The sequence below is a fragment of the Streptomyces sp. NPDC007907 genome (assembly GCF_042959365.1).
GTDB classification, from domain to species: domain Bacteria; phylum Actinomycetota; class Actinomycetes; order Streptomycetales; family Streptomycetaceae; genus Streptomyces; species Streptomyces indiaensis.
The window spans coordinates 89331-110064 of record NZ_JBIBKR010000002.1 but is presented as its reverse complement, the minus strand read 5'-3'; the positions used below and the strand labels follow the sequence as shown (position 1 = coordinate 110064).

At 71.7% G+C, this 20734-nt stretch carries 20 protein-coding genes; 3 read left to right on the top strand and 17 right to left on the bottom strand.

Annotation, left to right across the window (positions count from 1 at the left end; all coding sequences use genetic code 11):
- Window positions 1-7: 7 nt before the first annotated feature.
- From ispG to ACFZDI_RS06430, 16 genes are all read right to left on the bottom strand, one after another.
- Complete coding sequence (ispG, locus tag ACFZDI_RS06505; protein WP_391248194.1) at window positions 8-1165, bottom strand: flavodoxin-dependent (E)-4-hydroxy-3-methylbut-2-enyl-diphosphate synthase; 1158 nt, start codon at window positions 1163-1165, stop codon at window positions 8-10.
- A gap of 4 nt (window positions 1166-1169) precedes the next feature.
- On the bottom strand, window positions 1170-2192 hold the full coding sequence (gene hpnH / locus ACFZDI_RS06500) for an adenosyl-hopene transferase HpnH (RefSeq protein WP_234846812.1): 1023 nt from the start codon (window positions 2190-2192) through the stop codon (window positions 1170-1172).
- 5 nt (window positions 2193-2197) lie between these two features.
- Window positions 2198-2839: a 1-hydroxy-2-methyl-2-butenyl 4-diphosphate reductase gene (locus ACFZDI_RS06495; RefSeq protein WP_361121451.1), complete on the bottom strand. Its 642-nt coding sequence runs from the start codon at window positions 2837-2839 to the stop codon at window positions 2198-2200.
- Window positions 2839-4869: a squalene--hopene cyclase gene (gene shc / locus ACFZDI_RS06490; RefSeq protein ID WP_391248191.1), complete on the bottom strand. Its 2031-nt coding sequence runs from the start codon at window positions 4867-4869 to the stop codon at window positions 2839-2841. The genes ACFZDI_RS06495 and shc overlap by 1 nt, the downstream gene beginning before the upstream one ends.
- Window positions 4870-4991: 122 nt before the next feature.
- Entirely contained in the window at window positions 4992-6059 is a 1068-nt protein-coding gene (locus ACFZDI_RS06485; protein WP_372486600.1) for a polyprenyl synthetase family protein, read from the bottom strand.
- Window positions 6060-6124: 65 nt separating this feature from the next.
- Complete coding sequence (gene hpnE, locus ACFZDI_RS06480; protein WP_391248188.1) at window positions 6125-7537, bottom strand: hydroxysqualene dehydroxylase HpnE; 1413 nt, start codon at window positions 7535-7537, stop codon at window positions 6125-6127.
- A complete protein-coding gene (locus tag ACFZDI_RS06475) occupies window positions 7534-7689 on the bottom strand; it encodes a DUF6380 family protein (protein ID WP_372486602.1) in 156 nt (51 codons plus the stop codon). The genes hpnE and ACFZDI_RS06475 overlap by 4 nt, the downstream gene beginning before the upstream one ends.
- A 17-nt stretch (window positions 7690-7706) precedes the next feature.
- The gene (gene hpnD / locus ACFZDI_RS06470; RefSeq protein ID WP_234846808.1) at window positions 7707-8657 is read right to left on the bottom strand and encodes a presqualene diphosphate synthase HpnD; all 951 of its coding nucleotides are present in this window, start codon (window positions 8655-8657) and stop codon (window positions 7707-7709) included.
- Window positions 8654-9556, bottom strand: a complete 903-nt coding sequence (gene hpnC / locus ACFZDI_RS06465) for a squalene synthase HpnC (protein ID WP_391248186.1) — start codon at window positions 9554-9556, stop codon at window positions 8654-8656. Before hpnC ends, hpnD begins: the two co-directional genes overlap by 4 nt.
- 360 nt (window positions 9557-9916) lie before the next feature.
- The gene (locus ACFZDI_RS06460; protein WP_234846806.1) at window positions 9917-10696 is read right to left on the bottom strand and encodes an ABC transporter ATP-binding protein; all 780 of its coding nucleotides are present in this window, start codon (window positions 10694-10696) and stop codon (window positions 9917-9919) included.
- On the bottom strand, window positions 10689-11618 hold the full coding sequence (locus tag ACFZDI_RS06455; protein WP_234846805.1) for an ABC transporter permease: 930 nt from the start codon (window positions 11616-11618) through the stop codon (window positions 10689-10691). The genes ACFZDI_RS06460 and ACFZDI_RS06455 overlap by 8 nt, the downstream gene beginning before the upstream one ends.
- 105 nt (window positions 11619-11723) lie before the next feature.
- The gene (locus ACFZDI_RS06450; RefSeq protein WP_391249466.1) at window positions 11724-12596 is read right to left on the bottom strand and encodes a glycosyltransferase; all 873 of its coding nucleotides are present in this window, start codon (window positions 12594-12596) and stop codon (window positions 11724-11726) included.
- A gap of 5 nt (window positions 12597-12601) precedes the next feature.
- On the bottom strand, window positions 12602-13381 hold the full coding sequence (locus tag ACFZDI_RS06445; protein ID WP_234846803.1) for a CDP-alcohol phosphatidyltransferase family protein: 780 nt from the start codon (window positions 13379-13381) through the stop codon (window positions 12602-12604).
- Window positions 13359-14420: an iron-containing alcohol dehydrogenase family protein gene (locus ACFZDI_RS06440; RefSeq protein WP_234846802.1), complete on the bottom strand. Its 1062-nt coding sequence runs from the start codon at window positions 14418-14420 to the stop codon at window positions 13359-13361. Before ACFZDI_RS06440 ends, ACFZDI_RS06445 begins: the two co-directional genes overlap by 23 nt.
- Window positions 14408-15160 carry a sugar phosphate nucleotidyltransferase gene (locus ACFZDI_RS06435; RefSeq protein WP_234846801.1) on the bottom strand — a complete coding sequence of 251 codons (753 nt, stop codon included), beginning with the start codon at window positions 15158-15160 and terminating at the stop codon, window positions 14408-14410. The genes ACFZDI_RS06440 and ACFZDI_RS06435 overlap by 13 nt, the downstream gene beginning before the upstream one ends.
- Window positions 15157-16971: a DUF5941 domain-containing protein gene (locus tag ACFZDI_RS06430; protein WP_391248183.1), complete on the bottom strand. Its 1815-nt coding sequence runs from the start codon at window positions 16969-16971 to the stop codon at window positions 15157-15159. Before ACFZDI_RS06430 ends, ACFZDI_RS06435 begins: the two co-directional genes overlap by 4 nt.
- A 278-nt stretch (window positions 16972-17249) precedes the next feature.
- On the opposite strand from ACFZDI_RS06430, the gene galE reads away from it, so the two are divergent.
- The 3 genes from galE (at window position 17250) to idi (ending at window position 20190) form a co-directional block, all read left to right on the top strand.
- A complete protein-coding gene (gene galE, locus ACFZDI_RS06425; protein ID WP_391248181.1) occupies window positions 17250-18221 on the top strand; it encodes a UDP-glucose 4-epimerase GalE in 972 nt (323 codons plus the stop codon).
- Between the two features lie 145 nt (window positions 18222-18366).
- Window positions 18367-19305 carry a cation diffusion facilitator family transporter gene (locus ACFZDI_RS06420; protein ID WP_391248179.1) on the top strand — a complete coding sequence of 313 codons (939 nt, stop codon included), beginning with the start codon at window positions 18367-18369 and terminating at the stop codon, window positions 19303-19305.
- A 291-nt stretch (window positions 19306-19596) separates the two neighbouring features.
- A complete protein-coding gene (gene idi / locus ACFZDI_RS06415) occupies window positions 19597-20190 on the top strand; it encodes an isopentenyl-diphosphate Delta-isomerase (protein WP_234846797.1) in 594 nt (197 codons plus the stop codon).
- 21 nt (window positions 20191-20211) lie between these two features.
- Here idi and ACFZDI_RS06410 read toward each other — a convergent pair whose 3' ends face one another.
- Window positions 20212-20718: an ATP-binding protein gene (locus ACFZDI_RS06410; RefSeq protein WP_234846825.1), complete on the bottom strand. Its 507-nt coding sequence runs from the start codon at window positions 20716-20718 to the stop codon at window positions 20212-20214.
- Between the last annotated feature and the right edge of the window lie 16 nt (window positions 20719-20734).

Sequence of the window (20734 nt, the reverse complement as noted above, 5' to 3'; positions counted from 1 at the left end):
GTGCTGTTCAGCTCACGGTGACGGCCGGCTCCCCCGACCCCACGCCGTCCTGCTCCATCTGCTCGGCGATCTTCATCGCCTCTTCGATCAGCGTCTCGACGATCTTGGATTCCGGGACGGTCTTGATGACCTCGCCCTTGACGAAGATCTGCCCCTTGCCGTTGCCGGAGGCGACCCCCAGATCGGCCTCCCGCGCCTCGCCGGGCCCGTTGACCACACATCCCATGACCGCGACGCGCAGCGGCACCTCCATGCCGTCGAGCCCGGCCGTGACCTCCTCGGCGAGCTGGTAGACGTCGACCTGGGCGCGCCCGCAGGACGGGCACGACACGATCTCCAGCCGGCGCTCCTTGAGCCCGAGGGACTGCAGGATCTGGATGCCGACCTTGACCTCCTCGGCCGGCGGCGCGGACAGCGACACCCGGATGGTGTCGCCGATGCCGCGCGAGAGCAGCGCCCCGAACGCCACCGCCGACTTGATCGTGCCCTGGAACGCCGGTCCGGCCTCCGTCACGCCCAGGTGCAGCGGGTAGTCGCACTGCTCGGCCAGCTGCCGGTACGCCTCGATCATGACGACCGGGTCGTTGTGCTTGACGGAGATCTTGATGTCCCGGAAGCCGTGCTCCTCGAACAGGGACGCCTCCCACAGCGCGCTCTCCACGAGCGCCTCCGGGGTCGCCCTGCCGTACTTCCGGAGCAGGCGCCGGTCCAGCGACCCGGCGTTGACGCCGATCCGGATCGGCGTGCCGTGGTCCTTCGCCGCCTGGGCGATCTCCTTGACCCGGTCGTCGAACTGCTTGATGTTGCCCGGGTTGACGCGGACCGCCGCACAGCCCGCCTCGATGGCCGCGAACACGTACTTCGGCTGGAAGTGGATGTCCGCGATCACCGGGATCTGCGACTTGCGCGCGATGGTCGCCAGGGCGTCCGCGTCGTCCTGCGTGGGGCAGGCGACCCGGACGATCTGGCAGCCGGACGCGGTCAGCTCCGCGATCTGCTGCAGCGTGGCTCCGACGTCCGAGGTGCGGGTCGTCGTCATCGACTGCACCGACACCGGGGCCCCGCCCCCCACCGCCACCGGACCGACCTGGATGCGGCGCGAGACACGCCGCTCGGCGATCGGGCGGGCCGGCACCTCCGGGACGCCCAGCGGGACAGCGGTCATGACATCACTCCCGGTTCCCGGAGACCGTCTCGCGCAGGGCGCGCAGAGACTCCTTCAGCGATCCCATGGTGGCGAGGACGGCGGTGGGCTCGTAGCCGCAGTGCGCCATGCAGTTGGCGCAGCGCGGGTCCTTGCCGCGGCCGTACTTGTCCCAGTCGGTGTCCTCGACCAGCTCCCGGTACGTCGGCACGTACCCGTCGCTCATCAGATAGCAGGGGCGCTGCCAGCCGAAGAGCGAATAGTTCGGGATCGCCCACGCGGTGCACGGGAAGTCGACCTTGCCCTCCAGGAAGTCCAGGAAGAGCGGCGAGTGGTTGAGCCGCCAGCGCCGCCGGTTGCCGCCGGCGAAGGCCTTCTTGAAAAGCTCGCGGGTCTGCTCCACGCCGAGGAAGTGCTCCTGGTCGGGGGCCTTCTCGTAGGCGTAGGCGGGCGAGATCATCATCTCGTCGACCTGGAGGTCGTCGTTGAGGAAGTTCAGCACCTCGATGATCGTCTGAGGGGTGTCGGTGTTGAAGAAGGTCGAGTTGGTGGTGACCCGGAAGCCGCGCCGCTTGGCCTCCTTGATCGCCTCCACGGCCTCGTCGAACACGCCCTCCTTGGCGACCGACTCGTCGTGCCGCTCCCGCAGGCCGTCGATGTGCACCGCGAAGGCGAAGTAGGGCGACGGCGTGAACTTGTCCATCTTCTTGCGCAACAGCATCGCGTTGGTGCAGAGGAAAACGTACTTCCGCTTGGCCACCAGCTGGCGGACGATCTCGTCGATCTGCGGGTGCATCAGCGGCTCGCCGCCGGCGATGGACACCATCGGGGCGCCGGACTCCATGACCGCCCCCACGGCCTGGGCGACCGGCATCCGCTGCTTGAGCACCCCGGCCGGATGCTGGATCTTGCCGCAGCCCTCGCACTTGAGGTTGCAGGCGAACAGCGGCTCCAGCTCGACGATCAGCGGAAACTTGTCCCGTCGGCGGATCTTCTGTTCAGCCAAGTATGTAGCGACCTTGATGGACTGTCGGAGCGGCATGGCCATCTGGCTCACCTCCTGGGGAGCAGCAAGGAACGGTGCCATTCGAAGAAAGCGGGAAGGACGGAGCGAAGAACACGGAAAGCCGATATTCCACCGCGTACCGTGCCGATCCGGACGAGTTCATGTTCAGGAGCGTCCACGACCACCCGGACGGCCGCAACCGGGCGCTCGCCCGCGCGCACGGCGCTCAGGAGCGTGACGGCGGACTCCATGTCGACGGCGATCGCGCCGGTCGCGCGCAGAGCGGACCGTTCGGGGCCGCGTACGACGTGGTCGGAGCCGGTCAGCGGGCCGGTGTGCACGGTTCGCCCGGGCAGCGCGCGGGCCAGCTCCTTCACCAGCAGTTCGGTCCCGACGCAGGGCGTCGTGCCGCGCGGGTCCCGGGTCTCCTCGGCGACGACCAGATCGCCGGGGTGCATGTCCTGTGCGAGCCCCGCGCAGAAGCCGGTGGCCAGGACGGCGGCGTCGCGCAGGGCCGGGTCGGCCAGCACACGGGTGACGGCCCGCTCGGCGGCCGCCGGCCCCATGCCCGTGCGCAGCACCGTGACCGGTCCGCCGGCCCCGCCCCGGCCGCCCGCGCGCAGGGCGAACTGCTCGATGCCGAGCGCGCAGGCGATCAGCAGCGGGACCGGGGCGGTCTGTGCGCTCATCAGCTCCCCTCGGCCTCGGCGAGCGGCTTGCCGGTCCCGCTCCGGCGCAGCTGCCCGGCGAAGGGCTCTCCGTGCAGGTAGCGGCCGAGCGCGGTCAGTGGGAAGACCTGCCGGTAGAGGTGGTAGTTGATCGAGAAGTCCCACGGGAAGCCCGTCCCCGTGAAGTACGGCTCGTCCCAGGAGCCGTCCTCCCGCTGGGTGGCGGCGAGCCACTCGACGCCGCGTGCGACGGCCTTGGAGTCGCGCTCTCCCGCCGCCAGCAGGGCCATCAGCGCCCACGCCGTCTGCGAGGCGGTCGAGGCGCCCTTGCCGCTCCACGCCTCGACGTCCTGGTAGGAGCGCAGGTCCTCGCCCCAGCCGCCGTCGTCGTTCTGGACCGACTCCAGCCAGGCCACGGCCCGCCGGATCGCCGGGTGCGCGGCGGGGAGGCCGGCGGCGGTCAGGGCGGGCACGACGGATCCGGTGCCGTAGATGTAGTTGACGCCCCAGCGCCCGAACCACGAGCCGTCCGGTTCCTGCTCGGCGAGCAGCCACTCGATGCCGCGCCGGGTGCGCGGGTCGTGGGCGAGGCCCTCCACCGCGAGCATCTCGACGACGTGCGCGGTGACGTCGGCGGAGGGCGGGTCGATGACCTCCCCGAAGTCGCAGAACGGCAGCCGGTTGGGGAAGGGGCTGGTGTTGTCGACGTCGAACGCGGCCCAGGCGCCGTTCTTCGACTGCATGCCGAGCGTCCAGCGCAGGCCGCGCACGACGGCCCGGTCCAGCCGCTCCGGATCGTGGTGGGTGATCCGGCGCAGCGCGAGGATCACCTCGGCGGTGTCGTCGATGTCGGGGTAGTTGTCGTTGTGGAACTCGAACGCCCAGCCCCCGGGCGCCAGTCCGGGCCGCTTCACGGACCAGTCACCGGGCCGGACGATCTCCTCGCCCAGCATCCAGTCGGCCGCCTTCACCAACTGCGGGTGGTCGGGCGGCAGTCCGGCGTCGACGAGGGCGATGGCCGCCAGGCAGGTGTCCCACACGGGAGACTGGCAGGCCTCGATCATCCGGGCCCCGTCCTCGCGCCACACGGCGAACCGGTCCAGGGACGCCAGCCCCTCACGCATGACGGGGTGTTCGAGGTCGTAGCCGAGCAGGTGAAGGGCGATGATCGAGTACACGGCCGGGGGCTGGATGCCGCCCCAGCAGCCGTCGTTCTCCTGCCGTTCGATGATCCAGCGGGCGGCGCTGTTCATGGCGGCCCTGCGCAGCCGGCGCGGGGCGAATTTGCGCAGGGCGTGCAGGCCCTTGTCCATCCGCTGGAACGCGCCGTCCCAACTGAACGGCGAGGCAAGGGGCTTGGGCGGGTTGGGCCGGTCCGGGTCGGTGTGCAGCTCGTCGAGCGGGAAGGGCGCGGGGCGTACCGGCCGCTTCGCGGAGACGATCGTCAGCGGGACGATGGTCTGCCGCGCCCAGCAGCCGAAGTCGTAGATGTTGAGCGGCACCCACTTCGGGAAGAAGACAAGCTCCGGCGGGAGTTCGGGCAGGTCCTCCCACTTCCACCAGCCGAACAGGGCCAGCCAGATCCGGGTGAAGACCCGGGCCGCGGCGATGCCGCCCTGCGCGCGGATCCACGCGGAGGCCTTCGCCATGTGCGGGGTGTCGGGGGCGTCACCGGCGAGGCGGAGGGCGACGTACGCCTCGATGGTGGCGGACAGTTCGGGCGGTCCGCCATAGAAGGTGGACCAGGTGCCGTCCTCGCCCTGCTCGCCGCGGATGAAGAGCGCGGCGGCCTGTGTGGTCCTCTCGTCGCGGATGCCTAGGAACTGACGGAGCAGCAGGTCCTCGGCGTCCATCGTGACGTTGGTCTCGAGGTCGCCCTTCCACCAGCCCTCGGCGTCCTGGAGAGAGAGCAGGAAGTCGGTGGCACGCCGGGCGGCGCGTGCGGCGGCTTCCGGTACCCCGGCCGCCCCGGGGGTGTGCGTGTCGGTGTCGCTGGCCGCGGCGGCGCGGGGTGACAGGGCCCCGGTGCTTCCGTCGGTCGTCGCTGTCATGGCTTCCCCTTCGTGCAGTGGTGCAAGGTGTGCATCTGCTGTGGGTCCGCCGTCGGCCGGTGCTGCGTGATGACTCACGGCACCGGCCGGCGACTACGCGAGAGCTATTCGGCCGATAGTGATCATCTCTTCCGTACGACGACGAAGTCCGCGAGGGCCGTGAACTGTTCCCGCACCCGGTCGGGCATGTCGACGGCGTCCAGGGCCTCGATGGCGATGGTGTGCTGACGGCGGGCCTCGTCGGCGGTCCACTCCCGGCCGCCGGCCTGCTCGATGAGGGCGGCGCGGGCCGCGAACTCCTCCTCGGAGAAGTTCTCGAAGTCACTGGCCTTGGCGTCGGCGGCGAGGATCTCGCCGAGCCGCTCCGAGGCGGAGCCGCCCGCCGCGAGCGCCGCCACGACCGGCAAGGACTTCTTGCGCTGGCGCAGGTCGCTCCAGGTCTGCTTGCCGGTGGATACCGGGTCGCCCCAGATGCCGAGCAGGTCGTCGACGGCCTGGAAGGCCAGGCCCAGGTGGTAGCCGTACTTCTCGAGGGTGTCGGCGGTGTGGTCGTCCGCGCCGCCGAGGACCGCGCCGATGGAGCTGGCGCAGGCGAGCAGGGCGCCGGTCTTGTTGCCCTCCATCTCCAGGCACTCCTCGACGCTGACGCGGTCGCGGTGCTCGTAGGAGATGTCCTGGGCCTGACCGTCGATCAGGGCGCGGCTGGCGGTGGTCAGGCGGCGGGTGGCGCGGCCGGCCTCGACGGTGCCGAGTTCCAGGAGCACCTCGTTGGCCAGGGCGAACAGGGCGTCGCCGACCAGGATGGCCTGGGCGGGGCCGTGCACCTTCCACACCGTGTCGCGGTGGCGGCGCTGCTCGTCGCCGTCCATGAGGTCGTCGTGGAGGAGGGAGAAGTTGTGGACGAGTTCCACGGCGACGGCGCCGGGGACTCCGGTCTCGGGGGCGGCCGACATGACCTCGGCGGACAGCACCGCGAGGGCGGGGCGCACGGCCTTGCCGCCGTCCCCCTCCGCGGGCCTGCCCTGGGCGTCGATCCAGCCGAAGTGGTAGGCGGCAACAGTGTCCATGGGAGGTGCCAGGCGGTCGACGGCCGCCCGCAGTACCGGAGTGGCCAGGGTCCGGCCGCGCTCCAGCAGCGCGGTCACGTCCACCGCCTCGGCAGTCCTCGAGGCCGGGGGCACAGTGGGCACAGTCTCTCCTCTTGTTGCGGTACCGGGGGTGCGGGGGCCGCCTGCCGCTCCGGCCTGGGCCGGCATCATGCCGCCTCCTCGAACTCGAAGAGGGCTTGCGGACGGGGCCGGCCCAGGGCGCCCAGCACGGCGTCCGCCGCGCTCACACCACTGCGGACCGCACTCTCCATGGTCGCGGGCCACCCGGTGGCGGTCCACGCTCCGGCCAGACAGAGGCCGGATGCCTTGGTGCGGGCGCCGGGCCTGAGGCTCCCGACGCCGGGGGTGGGAGCGAACGTCGCGGTGCGCTCCCGGGTGATGAAGAAGTCCCGCACGGCGGCGCCGCGGGCGAGGGGCAGCAGCCGCTCCAGCTCGGGCAGGTACCGCTCGCGCAGCACGGCGACGGGCTCGTCGATCTCGTCCTGGGCGGCGGACTGGGACACGGCGAGGTACTGACCCTCGCGCAGCCCGGACGCGTCGGTGCGGTCGAAGACCCACTGGACGGGGCTGCCGAGGGCGGTGAAGAACGGTCGGCCGAGGACCCTGCGGTCGTACACGACATGGACGTTGAGGATCGGAGCGGTGCCGATCTCCAGGAGCCGCTCGGGTGCGTCGAGGGCGCCCGCGGGCAGCAGGTCGTGCGCCTCGCGCTGCGGTACGGCGAGGACCACGGCGTCGGCCTCCAGCGTCTCGCCGGGCACCTGGACGGACCACTGCCCGTCCCCGGTGCGCGAGACGGAGGTGACGCGGGTGCGCAGTTCGGTGCGCACCCCGGCGGAGTCGAGCGCCTTGCGGGCCAGCCGGTCGTGCAGGTCGCCCAGCGGGACGCGCGCCCAGCCGATGTCGGCCGCCCCCGGGTCGGACAGCAGGCCGGTCTTGAAGACCATCGCGGCGAGGGCCAGGGAGGCGTCGGAGGCGACCGCGTTGAGGGTGGCGACCCCGACCAGGTCCCACAGGGCCTCCACGGCACGCGCCGACTGGCCGTGCGCCGCGAGCCAGCTGCCGAAGTCCTGGGTGTCCAGCGCCGGGTCGGTCAGGTCGAGTCCCTTGAGCGCGAGTGCGGCCCGGCCCACCCTGGCGCGCTCGGCGAGCGACAGGTGCGGGTAGGAGGCGAGGCTGCGCCCCAGGTGCAGCGGCACGGGCAGGGCGTCCCTGCGCAGCCGGCCGAGCCGGCGCCCCTCGGGCCGGGCGAGGTCCAGGACGGGGACGTCGAGCCGGTCCTGCAGCGGGGCGAGCGCCGCGCCCTCGATGCGGTCGAGGAACCAGCGGTAGGCGGTGCAGCAGCGCAGGTAGACGTGCTGGCCGTTGTCGACGGTGAGGTCGCCGCGCCGGAAGGAGAAGGCGAGTCCGCCGAGGCGCGGCCTGCCCTCCAGCAGGGTGACGCGCACACCGGCGTCGGCGAGCGCGAGCGCCGTGGTGACACCGGCGAGCCCGCCGCCCACCACGACGGCGTGCCGCGCCGGTGCGGCCGGTCCCGCGGACCGTGTGCCCTGGGTCATCGCGCGCCCTCCCCCGCGGCCCGGTCGTGCTGCTCGAACCGTGCACGACCGGCCGTCTCCGTCAGGGACGCGGCCCCGGGCCGGAGGGTTGCGCGCCGCTTTGCGCCGGTGGCGGCCTCGGTCCGCTTCCCGCAGGTCTCCGTCCGCCTCACGCACGCCGCCGTCTGCCTCACGCACGCCTCCTGACGGTTCGCCGGGTCACGTGCCGGGCGTCCAGGCCGGACAGGCCGCGCACCGCGACGTAGGCCTTCTCGCGGCCGGGCAGCGAGACGCGGCCGCGCAGCACGGCTTCCGGGTCGCGTTCGATGCGGTCGAGCAGGCGGCGGTAGATGCCCGCCATGGCGGCGACGCAGGCGCCGCTGCGCCGGTCGAGCATGGGGAGCAGCCGGTAGCCCTCGGCGAACAAGGCGCGGGCCCGCCGCACTTCGAAGTGCACGAGGCCCGCGAAGTCGGAGCCCTCCGGTGGCCGCGGCCCGCTGAAGCCGGCCGAGCAGCCGAACTTGGCGAGGTCGTCGGCGGGCAGGTAGGTCCGCCCGCCCACGGCGTCCTCGCGGACGTCTCTGAGGATGTTGGTGAGCTGGAGCGCGAGCCCGAGCGTGTCGGCATACTCCGGTGCGCGGTCCACCCCGCGCGCCCCCGGTTCGGTTCCGAAGACGCCGAGCGAGAGCCGCCCGATCGCGCCCGCGACACAGCGGCAGTAGACCTTCAGGTCGTCCCAGGTCTCGTAGGTCTCGCCGCGTACGTCCATGAGGACGCCGTCGATGAGCTCGTCCAGGCCGCCGAGCGGGATCGGGAAGGCCCCGGCGGCGTGCGCGAGGGCGACGGCGACCGGGTCGGTGTCGTCCTCGGCGACCCCGCCCTCGCGGATCCGGGTGAGCAGCGTCCGGGTGTCCTCCAGCCGGCCCACCTTGACGTCGTCGGCGAGTGCGCCGTCGCCGATGTCGTCGACCCGCCGCGAGAACGCGTACAGCGCCGACATCGCACGGCGCTGGGGCGTGGGCAGCAGCCGGATGCCGTAGGCGAAGTTCCGCGCCTGGCGTCCGGTCACGGCCTCGCAGTAGCTGTAGGCGGCGAGTACCGGTGGGGACGCGTGTGGTTGCGACTCCACGGCCCGGATCACCCCTCTCCTCGCAGAGTCACGCCCACCTCACGCAGCAACCGGACCTTGCCGGGCTTGGGCGGGCCGGGAAGCACGTCGTATCCGGCGGCGGCGATCGCGTGGACGGCCGCCCTCCCCCCTGCCACGAACCCTGCGAGCAGCAGCTTCAGCCTGCCGTGGACGCTACCCACCAGGGGGGCGCCTTCATTCAGCAGATCCCGGGCCCTTTGCGCTTCGTACGCGATCAGCGCACGGACCGACGCTCCGGCGGATTCCGCGGCGAGATCCGCTTCACGGACGTGGAAACGCTTCATGTCCGTGGCGGGCAGGTAGACGCGATCGCGGGCGAGGTCCTCGGCGACGTCCTGGAGGTGCTCGACGATCTGGAGGGCCGTGCAGATCTTGTCGGAGCGGCGGATCCGCTCGGGCGTCGAGGTGCCCGTCACCGCGAGGACGAGACGGCCCACGGGGTTGGCGGACAGCTCGCAGTAGGCGAGCAGGTCGTCGTAGGTCTCGTAGCGGCTCACCAGCTGGTCCTGGCGGTTGGCGGCGATCAGGCCGAGGAACGGCCCGGGGTCGAGCGCGCATCGGCGCACGGTCGGCTGGAGGCGGCGCAGCAGGGGGTGGCGCGGGGTCGCGTCGAAGACCCTGCGCAGGTCCGCCTCGAAGGCGTCGAGCAGCACCAGCCGGTCCTCGGCCTCCTGCGGGGAGACGCCGAGCAGCCGGGCGTCGGCGCCGCCGGGGGCGAGGTCGCCGTCGCCGATGTCGTCGACCAGGCGGGCGAAGCCGTAGACGGCCATGAGGTCGGTGCGCCAGGCCCGGGGCAGGAAGAAGGGGGCCACCGGGAAGTTCTCGCCGGCGGCCTTGTCGAGCGTGCCGCGCTCCGGATCGAGGGGGCGCGCCGTGCCGGTTCCCGTCACCGCCGACTGCCCGGGGCGGGGACGGCACGTGCTGCGTGGAGCTGGGGAGTTTCCGTAGCCATCGCCGTCACATCTCCCGTTCTACACTGCCGACCCAATACACACTATTTCGGACACGCCGCCCGGCCGTCCGCACGGTGGTCCGACGGGCGGTGTCGCGCATTATCGCCCTGATTGCCGTGTTTCGGGACCGGTACAGCTTACGTTGTACAACGCGACACGGTTCGTCAGGGTGTCCCGCGCATCACGAGAACACACCGATTGGCCCCAAGATTCCTGAGATGGGCCGGAGTTGACGTTTCCTTTGCAGACGCGGGGCCCCGCCGGGGCAGTTCCGTCGGGGCCCTGTCCGGATACCGGCTACTTGCCCGTGAACTTCTCGTACTCCTTGAGCACCTCGTCCGTGGGGCCGTCCATGCGGAGCTCACCGCGTTCCAGCCACAGGACGCGGTTGCAGGTGTCGCGGATGGACTTGTTGTTGTGACTGACCAGAAACACCGTGCCCGCTTCCTTGCGCAGCTCCCGGATGCGGTCCTCGGAGCGCTTCTGGAACTTGCGGTCGCCGGTCGCCAGGGCCTCGTCGATCATCAGGACGTCGTGGTCCTTGGCCGCCGCGATGGAGAAGCGGAGCCGGGCCGCCATGCCGGAGGAGTAGGTGCGCATGGGCAGCGTGATGAAGTCGCCCTTCTCGTTGATGCCGGAGAAGTCGACGATGTCCTGGTAGCGCTCCTTGATCTCCTCCCGGGACATGCCCATGGCGAGCCCGCCCAATATGACGTTGCGCTCGCCGGTGAGGTCGTTCATCAGGGCCGCGTTGACGCCGAGCAGCGAGGGCTGGCCGTCGGTGTAGACCTTGCCCTGCTCGGCGGGGAGCAGCCCGGCGATGGCCCGCAGCAGGGTCGACTTGCCGGAGCCGTTGGAACCGATGAGGCCGATGGCCTCGCCGCGGTATGCCACGAAGGAGACGCCCCGCACCGCGTGCACCTTGCGCACGCCCCGCTCCTCGCCGCGCTTGAGGATGCGGCTCAGGGCGGCGGTGGCACTGCCCTTGCCGGTCTTGGCGCCGTTGACGCGGTAGACGATGTGCAGGTCGTCCGCGACGACGGTGGGGACGCGTGCGTCCTGCTGCTGCTCAGCCACGGCCGTACCTCTCCTCCGCCTTCCAGAAGTACACGAAGCCGCCCACGGCGAAGAGCACGGCCCAGGCGCCCGCGGCCGCCCAGACGTGGTCGGGCAGGAACTTCGCGCCGTAGTCGTCGATCAGGGCGAAGCGCATCAGGTCCATGTAGATCGCGGCCGGGTTCCACTGCAGGAGGTTCGCGATCCAGGCCGGCTTGTCCGCCAGGAAGATCGGGATGGAGAACATCACTCCCGACGCGTACATCCAGGTCCGCATCACGAACGGCATCAGCTGCGCGAGGTCGGGGGTCTTGGCGCCCGCCCGGGCCATGATCAGCGCGAGGCCGGTGTTGAAGCAGAACTGGAGCACGAGCACCGGCACGATCAGCAGCCAGGACAGGTCCGGGTAGTGGCCGAAGCCGATCGTGACGGCGAACAGCACGATCATCGAGAAGAGCAGCTGCTGGAGCTGCTGGAGCGCGAAGGAGATCGGCAGCGAGGCGCGCGGGAAGTGCAGGGCGCGGACCAGGCCGAGGTTGCCGGAGATCGCGCGCACACCCGCCATGACCGAGCTCTGCGTGAAGGTGAACACGAACACACCCGTGACGAGGAACGGGATGTACACCTCGCGGGGCAGCCCCCGGTCGGCCTCCAGGAGCAGGCCGAAGATGAAGAAGTATACGGCCGCGTTCAGCAGCGGCGTGGCCACCTGCCACAGCTGGCCCAGCTTGGCCTGGCTGTACTGGGCGGTCAGCTTCGCCCGGGAGAAGGCGAGGATGAAGTGCCGCCGGTCCCAGAGCTGACGGACGTACTCGACGAGGGACGGACGGGCGCCGCTCACGGTCAGCCCGTGCTTGGCGGCGAGTTCCCTCGCCGTGAGGCCCTCGTCGGGCGCCGCGGGCGGGGTCACCGCGACCGTGGCGTCGTGCGTTGTCTCACTCACTAGTGGAAACTTTCGTCTTCGAGATGCTCGGCCTGTGCCGGTCCGGCAGGAGCCGGGGCCGGGGTACGGCCCGGGGGTTCCCGGGTGTTCCCGGATACGAGCTTGTCAGATGACGGGGGGCCGGCCCAGCCGGGTCAGCCGCCACACCGTACGCCACTTCATGGGCCTGCGGGGCCCGCACGAGGTGGTCCAGCCCTCGCGGAATCCGCCGAACCAGGCCCGCAGCGCACTGCGGGAAGGACGGCGCACCAGAGTGAGCAGCAGCCACACGCCGAGGTAGACGGGGACGAGCGGCGCGGGGAGGTTGCGGCGGGCCAGCCAGACGCGGTTGCGGGCGACCATGCGGTGGTAGACCGCGTGCCGCGAGGGGGCGGTCGTCGGGTGGTAGAGCACCATGTCGGACCGGTAGTCGATCATCCAGCCCGCGTCGAGGGCCCGCCACGCCAGGTCGGTTTCCTCGTGGGCGTAGAAGAACTCGTCCGGGAGTCCGCCGACGTCGGCGAAGACGCGGGTGCGCACGGCGTTGGCGCCGCCGAGGAAGGTGGTGACCCGCGAGGAGCGCATCGGGTCGGCGGCGCGCAGCCGGGGGACGTGCCGGCGCTGGGTGACGCCGGTCTCCGGGTCGGCTATGCGGAAACTCACGATGCCGAGCTTCGGGTCCGCCTCGAACGCCTTCCGGCACAGCTCGGCGGTGTCGTGGCCCGCGAGCAGGCCGTCGTCGTCGAGGAAGAGCAGGACGTCGACGTCCCGGCCGGAGGGGCCGAAGGCCTCGATGCCGACGTTGCGGCCGCCGGGGATGCCGAGGTTCTCGGGCAGTTCGATGGTGCGGACGCCCTCGGGGACGTCCGGGACGGGCGAGCCGTTGCCGACGACGACCACCTCGACCGGGTCGCCGTCCTGCTTGGCGACGGAGTCGAGCAGGACGCGCAGCTCCTCGGGCCGGTTGCCCATGGTGATGATGACGGCGCCGACCTTCATGCCGCTCACTTCAGCCTGCTGGAGGCGAGGATGGACACGAGGTGCAGCAGGGTCTGCACGAGCGCGATGCCGGCCAGCACCGCCACGCCGAGCCGGGAGAAGAACAGGTCGCCGCGGGCCTGGTCGGCGATCGCCAGGACCAGGATCAGCAGGGACGCCTCGATGCCGAGGATGAGGCGGTGGAACTTCAGGGCGGCAGCGGCCTTGCGGGCCAGTGCCATGCCGGAGGAGCGCATCTCGGCGGCGGTCTCCTGGACCGGCGGCTTTCCGGCCTGGTGCCGGGCGACGCCGACCAGGTCGGTCTCCGCCTTGATCAGGATGGCGCCGAGGGCGGCCAGCGTGCCGAGGAAGGCCCACAGCCAGTCGATGCGGCCGCTGCCCCACAGGTCGGCGGCGCGCAGGCCGAAGCCGGTGAGCACGGCGGCGTCGGTGAGGTAGGCGCCGACCCGGTCCAGGTAGACGCCGTTGAGCGAGTACTGCTTCTTCCAGCGCGCGATCTCGCCGTCGACGCAGTCCAGCAGCAGGTACATCTGGACGCACACCACGCCGAGGACGGCGCCCGGGATCCCCGGCACGAGCAATGCCGGGGCCGCGAGCACACCGAAGACGGTCATCAGGTACGTGAGCTGGTTGGGCGTGACCCTGGTGTTCACCAGGTAGCGGTCGACCCGCAGGGACACCTCACGCATGTAGAGGCGTCCCATCCAGTGCTCACCGCTGCGCCGGTCCTTCACCCCGGCGGGGTGAACGACGGGGCGTAGTTCAGCTACCGATGGCCTTGACATAGTCGGTGTAGGTGTCCTTGATCTGTTCGGGGTTCAGGTCGAGGTGTTCGAGGATGGTGTACCGGCCGGGCCGGGTCTCCGGGGCGAACTCCACGGCCTTGACGAACTCGTCCGTCGTGAAGCCGATCTCGTCCGGGAGCACGGGCAGGCCGTGCCGGCGCAGGACCTCCGCCATGTACGCCGACTCCTCGTGCGCCCCGCGCAGCCACATCGCGAAGGCCGCACCGAGACCGCACTGCTCGCCGTGGGAAGCGGCGCGCTTGGGGAAGAGCAGGTCGAAGGCGTGATTGATCTCGTGGCACGACCCGGAGGCCGGCCGCGAGTCGCCCGAGATCGACATCGCGATGCCGGTGAGGACGAGTGCCTCGGCGAGTACCTGGAGGAAGTCGTTGTCGCCGATCCCGCCCGGGTGCCGGAGCACCGCCTCGCCCGCCTGGCGGGCCATGGCGGCGGCGAGTCCGTCGATCTTCTCGCCCTTGACGCGGTTGGCCAGTTCCCAGTCCGCGACGGCATTGATGTTGGAGATCGCGTCACCGATGCCGGCCCGGACGAACCGGGCCGGGGCGTCACGGATGACGTCCAGGTCGATGACGACGGCGATCGGGTTCGGCACACCGTAGGAGCCGCGGCCCGCGTCGTTGTCGAGGGTGGCGACCGGCGAGCACAGGCCGTCGTGCGCGAGGTTCGTGGGCACGGCGACCAGGGGCAGGCCGACGCGTGCCGCGGCGAACTTCGCACAGTCGATGATCTTGCCGCCGCCGAGGCCGACGACCGCGTCGAAGTGGCCGGCCTTTATGTCGCCGGCCAGCCGGACCGCGTCGTCGAGGGTGCCGCCGCCGACCTCGTACCAGGTGGCGCCGGGCATGCTCGGCGAGATGCGCTCGCGCAGCTTGGCGCCCGAGCCGCCGCTGACGGCGACGGCGAGGCGGCCGGAGTGCGAGATGCGCTCGTCGGCGAGGACGCACGCCAGGTCGTCGAGGGCACCCGGGCGGATGTCCACGACGAGCGGCGAGGGGATGAGACGGGTCAGGACTGGCACGCGATCTCCCGTCCGCGGGCGAGGTCGTCGTGGTTGTCGATCTCCACCCACTTGACGTCGCCGATCGGCGCCACGTCGATGCGGAAGCCGCGGTTGACCAGCTCCTGGTAGCCGTGCTCGTAGAACTGCTGCGGGTCCGTCTCCCAGACGGCCTTGAGGGCGTCGGCCAGCTCGGGGGCGGCGTCGCCCTCGATGAGGGTGACGCCGATGTACTCGCCGGTGGCCTCGGCGGGGTCCATCAGCTTGGTGATCTTCGTCATGCCCTTGGCGGGGTCGACGACGACCTTCATCTCCTCGTCGGCCAGGTCCTTGACCGTGTCCAGGGCGAGGATGATCTTCTTGCCGTCGCCGCGGGCGGCGAGCAGCGTCTTCTCGACGGAGACCGGGTGGACGGTGTCGCCGTTGGCGAGGATCACGCCGTCCTTGAGGGCGTCACGGCCGCACCACAGGGAGTAGGCGTTGTTCCACTCCTCGGCCTTGTCGTTGTCGATGAGGGTGAGCTTGAGGCCGTACTTCTGCTCCAGGGCCTCCTTGCGCGCGTAGACGGCCTCCTTGCGGTAGCCGACGATGATCGCGACCTCGGTGAGACCGATCTCGGCGAAGTTGCCGAGGGTCAGGTCGAGGACCGTGGGTTCGCCGTCTATGCCCGCGGGGCCGACCGGCACCAGTGCCTTGGGGAGGCTGTCGGTGTAGGGGCGCAGACGCCGGCCGGCGCCGGCCGCGAGCACGAGGCCGATCATGCGGTTTCTCCTTCATCGTGTACGGCGGGTGCGCCGCCCTGGTGGGCGGCCACCCAGAAGCGGATGCTCTCGACGAGCACCACCAGGGCCACGGCCACGGCGACAACCGTGAGCGCGACCTTGAACTGAGGGGCGGTGAGCAGCGCGGCGAGGACGGTGACGAGCAGCGTCCGCCCTTCGTGCCCTCCGATGGAGCGCACCAGCCAGGCCGGGGGCGCTCCGGCGTCGCCGCGGATGCGGTAGACGGTGTCGTAGTGATGGTAGGCGACCGCGGCCACCAGCCCGAATGCCGCGGGAAGGGCTCCGCCCACGTCCGCCTTGGCCGCCAGGACCAGGACGGTGCCGTACTCGGCGGCGCGCAGGAACGGCGGGACCAGCCAGTCGAGGGCGCCCTTGAGGGGGCGGGCGACGGCGAGGCCGGAGGTCAGGGCGTAGACGAGGGCCGCGACGAGGGGCCAGGGGCCGCCGAAGTCCGTCAGGGCCGCGGTCAGGACGACGGTGAGACCGCCGAGCAGCGCGACGGCGGGGGCGGCGAAGCCGGGCAGCTTGCGGGCGGGCTTCTTGAGCGCTTCCGCGAAGCCCTGGGCGAGGGGGCCGCTGTCGGCGAGGTCGGCCAGGGCGGCGGCCGCCCGGTCGGTCCGCCGGGCCTTGCGGGTCAGGGAGCGCAGCACGCGCCCGGCCGTGGTGTACGTCGCGGCGAAGGCGCAGCCGACGAGCAGCGCGTAGAAGGTGATGCGGGGCGTCGTGGCCGCCGTCAGGACGGCGATCATCGCCCAGCGTTCGCCGATGGGCAGGACGATCATCCGCCGGACCCAGACCGTCCAGCCGACGCTGTCGAGCTTGTCGGAGAGGGCGGCGGTGGGGCTGGTGTTGGCGGTGGCGTCGTGGTTGGCCTCGTTGAAGGAGAAGTCCACGACGTGCCGGCAGGTCTGCAGGACCATGGCGCCGAGGGCGAGGGCCCAGACGTCGTCTCCGCCGCGGGCCGCTCCCAGCGCGAGGCCGGCGTAGTAGGCGTACTCCTTGGCCCGGTCGAAGGTGGCGTCGAGCCAGGCGCCGAGCGTGGAGTACTGCAGGGAATAGCGGGCGAGCTGGCCGTCGGTGCAGTCCAGCACGAAGGACGCGATCAGCAGGACACCGGCCGCGACGAAGCCGCCGCGGGTGCCGGTGGCCGCGCAGGCCGCCGCTATGAGGGCGGTGATCAGCGAGGCGGTGGTGACCTGGTTCGGAGTCAGGCCGCGGCGGGCGCACCAGCGGGCGATGTAGCGGGAGTAGGGGCTGATGCAGTAGGTGGTGAAGAAGCCGTCGCGGGCCTTCACCGCGGACTTCAGGCGTACGGCCTCGTCGTCGATGTCCGCGACCGCCTGCCGGGCCTCGTTGCGGGCCTGGGGGTCGGCGGGGACGGCAGCGACGAGACTGCCCAGCTCGGGGCGGTGCACCGCGGTGCCGTCGGCGTCCAGGGCGGTGAGGATGCGGTCGGCGAGGCTGTCGACGAGGGTGGTGCCGCCGCCGGCGGAGTTCTCGCGGGCCATCGCCCGGGTCAGCGCCTGGCGCCCGGCGGGCTGGGCGGTGACGGCACCGGGGATCGCGGCGAGCGGGAACCGGGGGTCGGTGAGGCCGAGGCGCAGCGCGTGCACGTGCCCCACGAAGCGGGCGTCGACCAGCGCGACCCGCTCGTCGCCCGGCACCTCGGCGAGGAGGGTCTCGGCCTCGGCGGCGTCGCTCGCGGTCCGGAGGTCGAACCCGAGGGACCGCAGGTCGGCCTCGATCGACGATCCGGGGACCGGCTGGCCGGTGAGGATGGCGGTCGACAACCGAATTCACTCCCTGGGTACCGGTGCGTCCGCGCCGGTGACGTACATGGTGGGGGCGCCTTCTCCGGTGGCTCCCGGGCGGCATGTCGGCAGAGGCTATCGGATGCCGGGAGGGCCACGTTCACCGCCCGTTCGGCGGATGGATCGACGTGGTTCGCACGAGCCCTTGCCGCGATCATCATCATGGATCCGGGGCCCGCCCCACAAACCGCGCGTCCTTAAGCGGACAACGAGGACATTGCGTGGGCGGTGTCCGTGGCCGCATAGGGTGGGCGACCATGACGTGGCTGATCACCGGCGGTGCCGGCTATATCGGAGCACATGTGGCCAAGGCCATGGCCGAGGCCGGGGAGAGCGTCCTCGCCCTGGACGACCTGTCGGCCGGGGTGCCCGCGCGGCTCCCCGCCGAGGTTCCGCTCGTGCGCGGCTCCTCGCTGGACGGGGACCTGCTGCGGCGGGTCCTCGCCGAGCACGGCGTGACGGGGGTGGTGCACCTCGCGGCGCGCAAGCAGGTCGCCGAGTCCGTCGCGCAGCCCACGCGGTACTACCGGGAGAACGTCGGCGGCCTGGCGACCCTGCTGGACGCGGTCGCCGGGGCCGGGATCGAACGCTTCGTGTTCTCCTCGTCGGCCGCCGTGTACGGCGACCCCGGTGTGGACCTCATCACGGAGGACACGCCCTGCGCGCCGGTGAACCCGTACGGCGAGACCAAGCTGGCCGGGGAGTGGCTGGTGCGGGCGGCGGGCCGGGCGCACGGGATCTCCACCGTATGTCTGCGCTATTTCAACGTGGCGGGCGCCGCCGCGCCGGAGCTGGCGGACACGGGCGTCTTCAACATCGTCCCGATGGTCTTCGACCGGCTCACGCGCGATGAGGCGCCGCGGATCTTCGGCGACGACTACCCGACCCCGGACGGCACCTGCGTCCGTGACTACATCCACGTGGCCGACCTGGCCGAGGCCCACCTGGCGGCCGCCCGGCGACTGGCCGGGGGCGGCGGCAAGGGTGATCTGACGGTCAACATCGGCCGCGGCGAGGGCGTCTCGGTCCGTGAACTGGTCACGGTCATCGGCGAGGTCACCGGCGACCGCCGGCCTCCGCTCGTCGAGGAGCGCCGCCCCGGGGACGCGCCCCGGGCGGTGGCCTCCGCCGCCCGGGCGGCCGCCGAGCTCGGCTGGACGGCCCGGCGCGGGGTGCGCGAGATGACCGAGTCGGCTTGGCGGGGCTGGTTGCTGCACCACGGCTCCTGACCCCCGCGATGCCCTGACCTGCACTTCGTTTCCGCAGGTCAGGGCACATGACAACGGTGTTCAGTGCCGCGTTGCAGATACCCCCTCCCCGTAGTTCACTGGGGTGCCCGAGCACGATCGGGCGGACACAGGAGGCTGACTTCTCATGGGGGCTGGGCACGATCACGGGCACGCGCACGGCGCGGCGGCCGGCGGTACGGCGACCTCGGCGTACCGCGGCAGGCTGCGCGTCGCGCTGGCGATCACGCTCGGCATCGTCGTCGTGCAGATCGTCGGCGGCGCCCTCGCCGACTCGCTCGCGCTCGTCGCGGACTCCGCGCACATGGCGACGGACGCGCTGGGCCTGGGCATGGCGCTGCTCGCGATCCACTTCGCGAACCGGCCGCCCAGCGAGCGGGCCACCTTCGGCTACGCCCGGGCCGAGATCCTCGCCGCCCTGGCCAACTGCCTGCTGCTGCTCGGGGCCGGCGGCTACGTCGTGTACGAGTCGGTCCAGCGCTTCATCACGCCGGCGGAGACCGAGGGCCGGCTGGCGCTGCTGTTCGGCGCGATCGGCCTGGTGGCGAACCTGGTGTCGCTGTCGCTGCTGATGCGCGGGCAGAAGGAGAGCCTGAACGTGCGCGGCGCATTCCTGGAGGTGGCGGCCGACGCCCTGGGGTCGGTCACGGTGATCGTCTCCTCCGTGGTGATCATGCTCACGGGCTGGCAGGCCGCCGATCCGATCGCCTCGCTCGTCATCGCGCTGATGATCGCGCCCCGCACCTGGAAGTTGCTGAGCGAGACGCTGTCCGTGCTGCTGGAGGCGGCTCCCAGGGACGTCGACATGGCGGAGGTGCGGTCGCACATCCTCGCCACGGACGGGGTGGAGGACGTCCACGACCTGCACGCCTGGACGATCACTTCCGGGATGCCGGTCCTGTCGGCGCACGTCGTGGTCAGCCCGGAGGCCCTGAACGCGATAGGGCACGAGAAGATGCTGCACGAGCTCCAGAGCTGCCTCGGGGACCATTTCGACGTGGAGCACTGCACCTTCCAGCTGGAGCCGAGCGGGCACGCGGAGCACGAGGCGCGGCTCTGCCACTGACGCGGTGGCCGGGAGGCGCCTGAGGCAGGTGGGGCGCATGCCGCCGCGCGTGCGCCGGGGAGCGCAACCCTCCGCCGCGCGCCCGCGTCCTGAGCCCCACAGACCCGGTGGGGACGATTTTCCGCCTGCCCGGCCGGGCACGATCCTCTACCGGGTCCCCTTCCCGGCGTCCGACCGGCGCCGGCCACGGTCCGCGTCGCCGCGCGGGACATGCGGGCGGGCCGCGAAGTGCCGGGAGTGCCGGATTCGTACGGCAGACTTGGGGCGCGAAGACCGATGTGAAGGATGGGTATGCCGATCACACCTGCCACCGCGACGCACAACCCGTCGAACGGCACCGCAGACGCGATTTTGCTGGAACTGGTCGACGAGGACGGCGTGACGATCGGCACCGCGGAGAAGCTCGCCGCCCACCAGCCGCCCGGACAGCTGCACCGCGCGTTCTCCGTGTTCCTCTTCGACGAGTACGGCCGGCTGCTGCTGCAGCAGCGCGCGCTGGGCAAGTACCACTCCCCCGGTGTGTGGTCCAACACGTGCTGCGGCCACCCCTACCCCGGTGAGGCGCCCTTCGCGGCGGCGGCGCGGCGCACGTTCGAGGAGCTCGGCGCCTCCCCGTCCCTGCTGGCCGAGGCGGGCACGGTCCGCTACAACCACCCGGACCCGGAGTCCGGTCTGGTGGAGCAGGAGTACAACCACCTCTTCGTCGGCATGGTGCAGGCCGTGGTGCGGCCGGACCCGGCGGAGGTGGCGTCGACGGTGTTCGTGACCCCGCCGGAGCTGGCGGAGCGGCACGCCAAGGACACCTTCTCGGCCTGGTTCATGACCGTCCTGGACGCGGCCCGGCCGGCGATCAGGGAGTTGACGGGCCCCTCGGCCGGCTGGTGACCGGGAGCCCGGTGACGGGTCCTACGTGTAGCGCGCGGGTTTGAGCGGCAGGGCGGCCCAGATCACCTTGCCGCCGCTCGCGGTGTGATCGACCTCGCACACCCCGCCCGCCTCGCGGGTGATTTCGCGCACCAGGAGCAGGCCCCGTCCGCCGGTCCGGCCGTGGTCGGTCTCCAGGGCGGTGGGCCGGTAGGGGTGGTTGTCCTCCACGGACACCCGGAGCCAGTCGGCGCCGACGGCCAGTTCGACGGCGACCGTCGGCGACAGCACCGCCGCGTGCTTCACGGCGTTCGTCACCAGCTCCGAGACGATCAGCAGGAGTCCTTGGGCCAGGTCGTCCGAGACCGGCACTCCCTGACGCCGCAGCAGGTCCCGTACGGCGTGCCGTGCCTGCGGGACCGAGGCTTCGACCGCCGGCGCGGTGAACCTCCACACCCCTTCGTACGGCAGCGGGTCCGCGGGCGCCGGACCGAGGGGCGCCGCACCGCCCTCCGGGCGCGGACCGAATCCACGCCCCTGGTCGTCCATAGCCCGGTCGCCACCC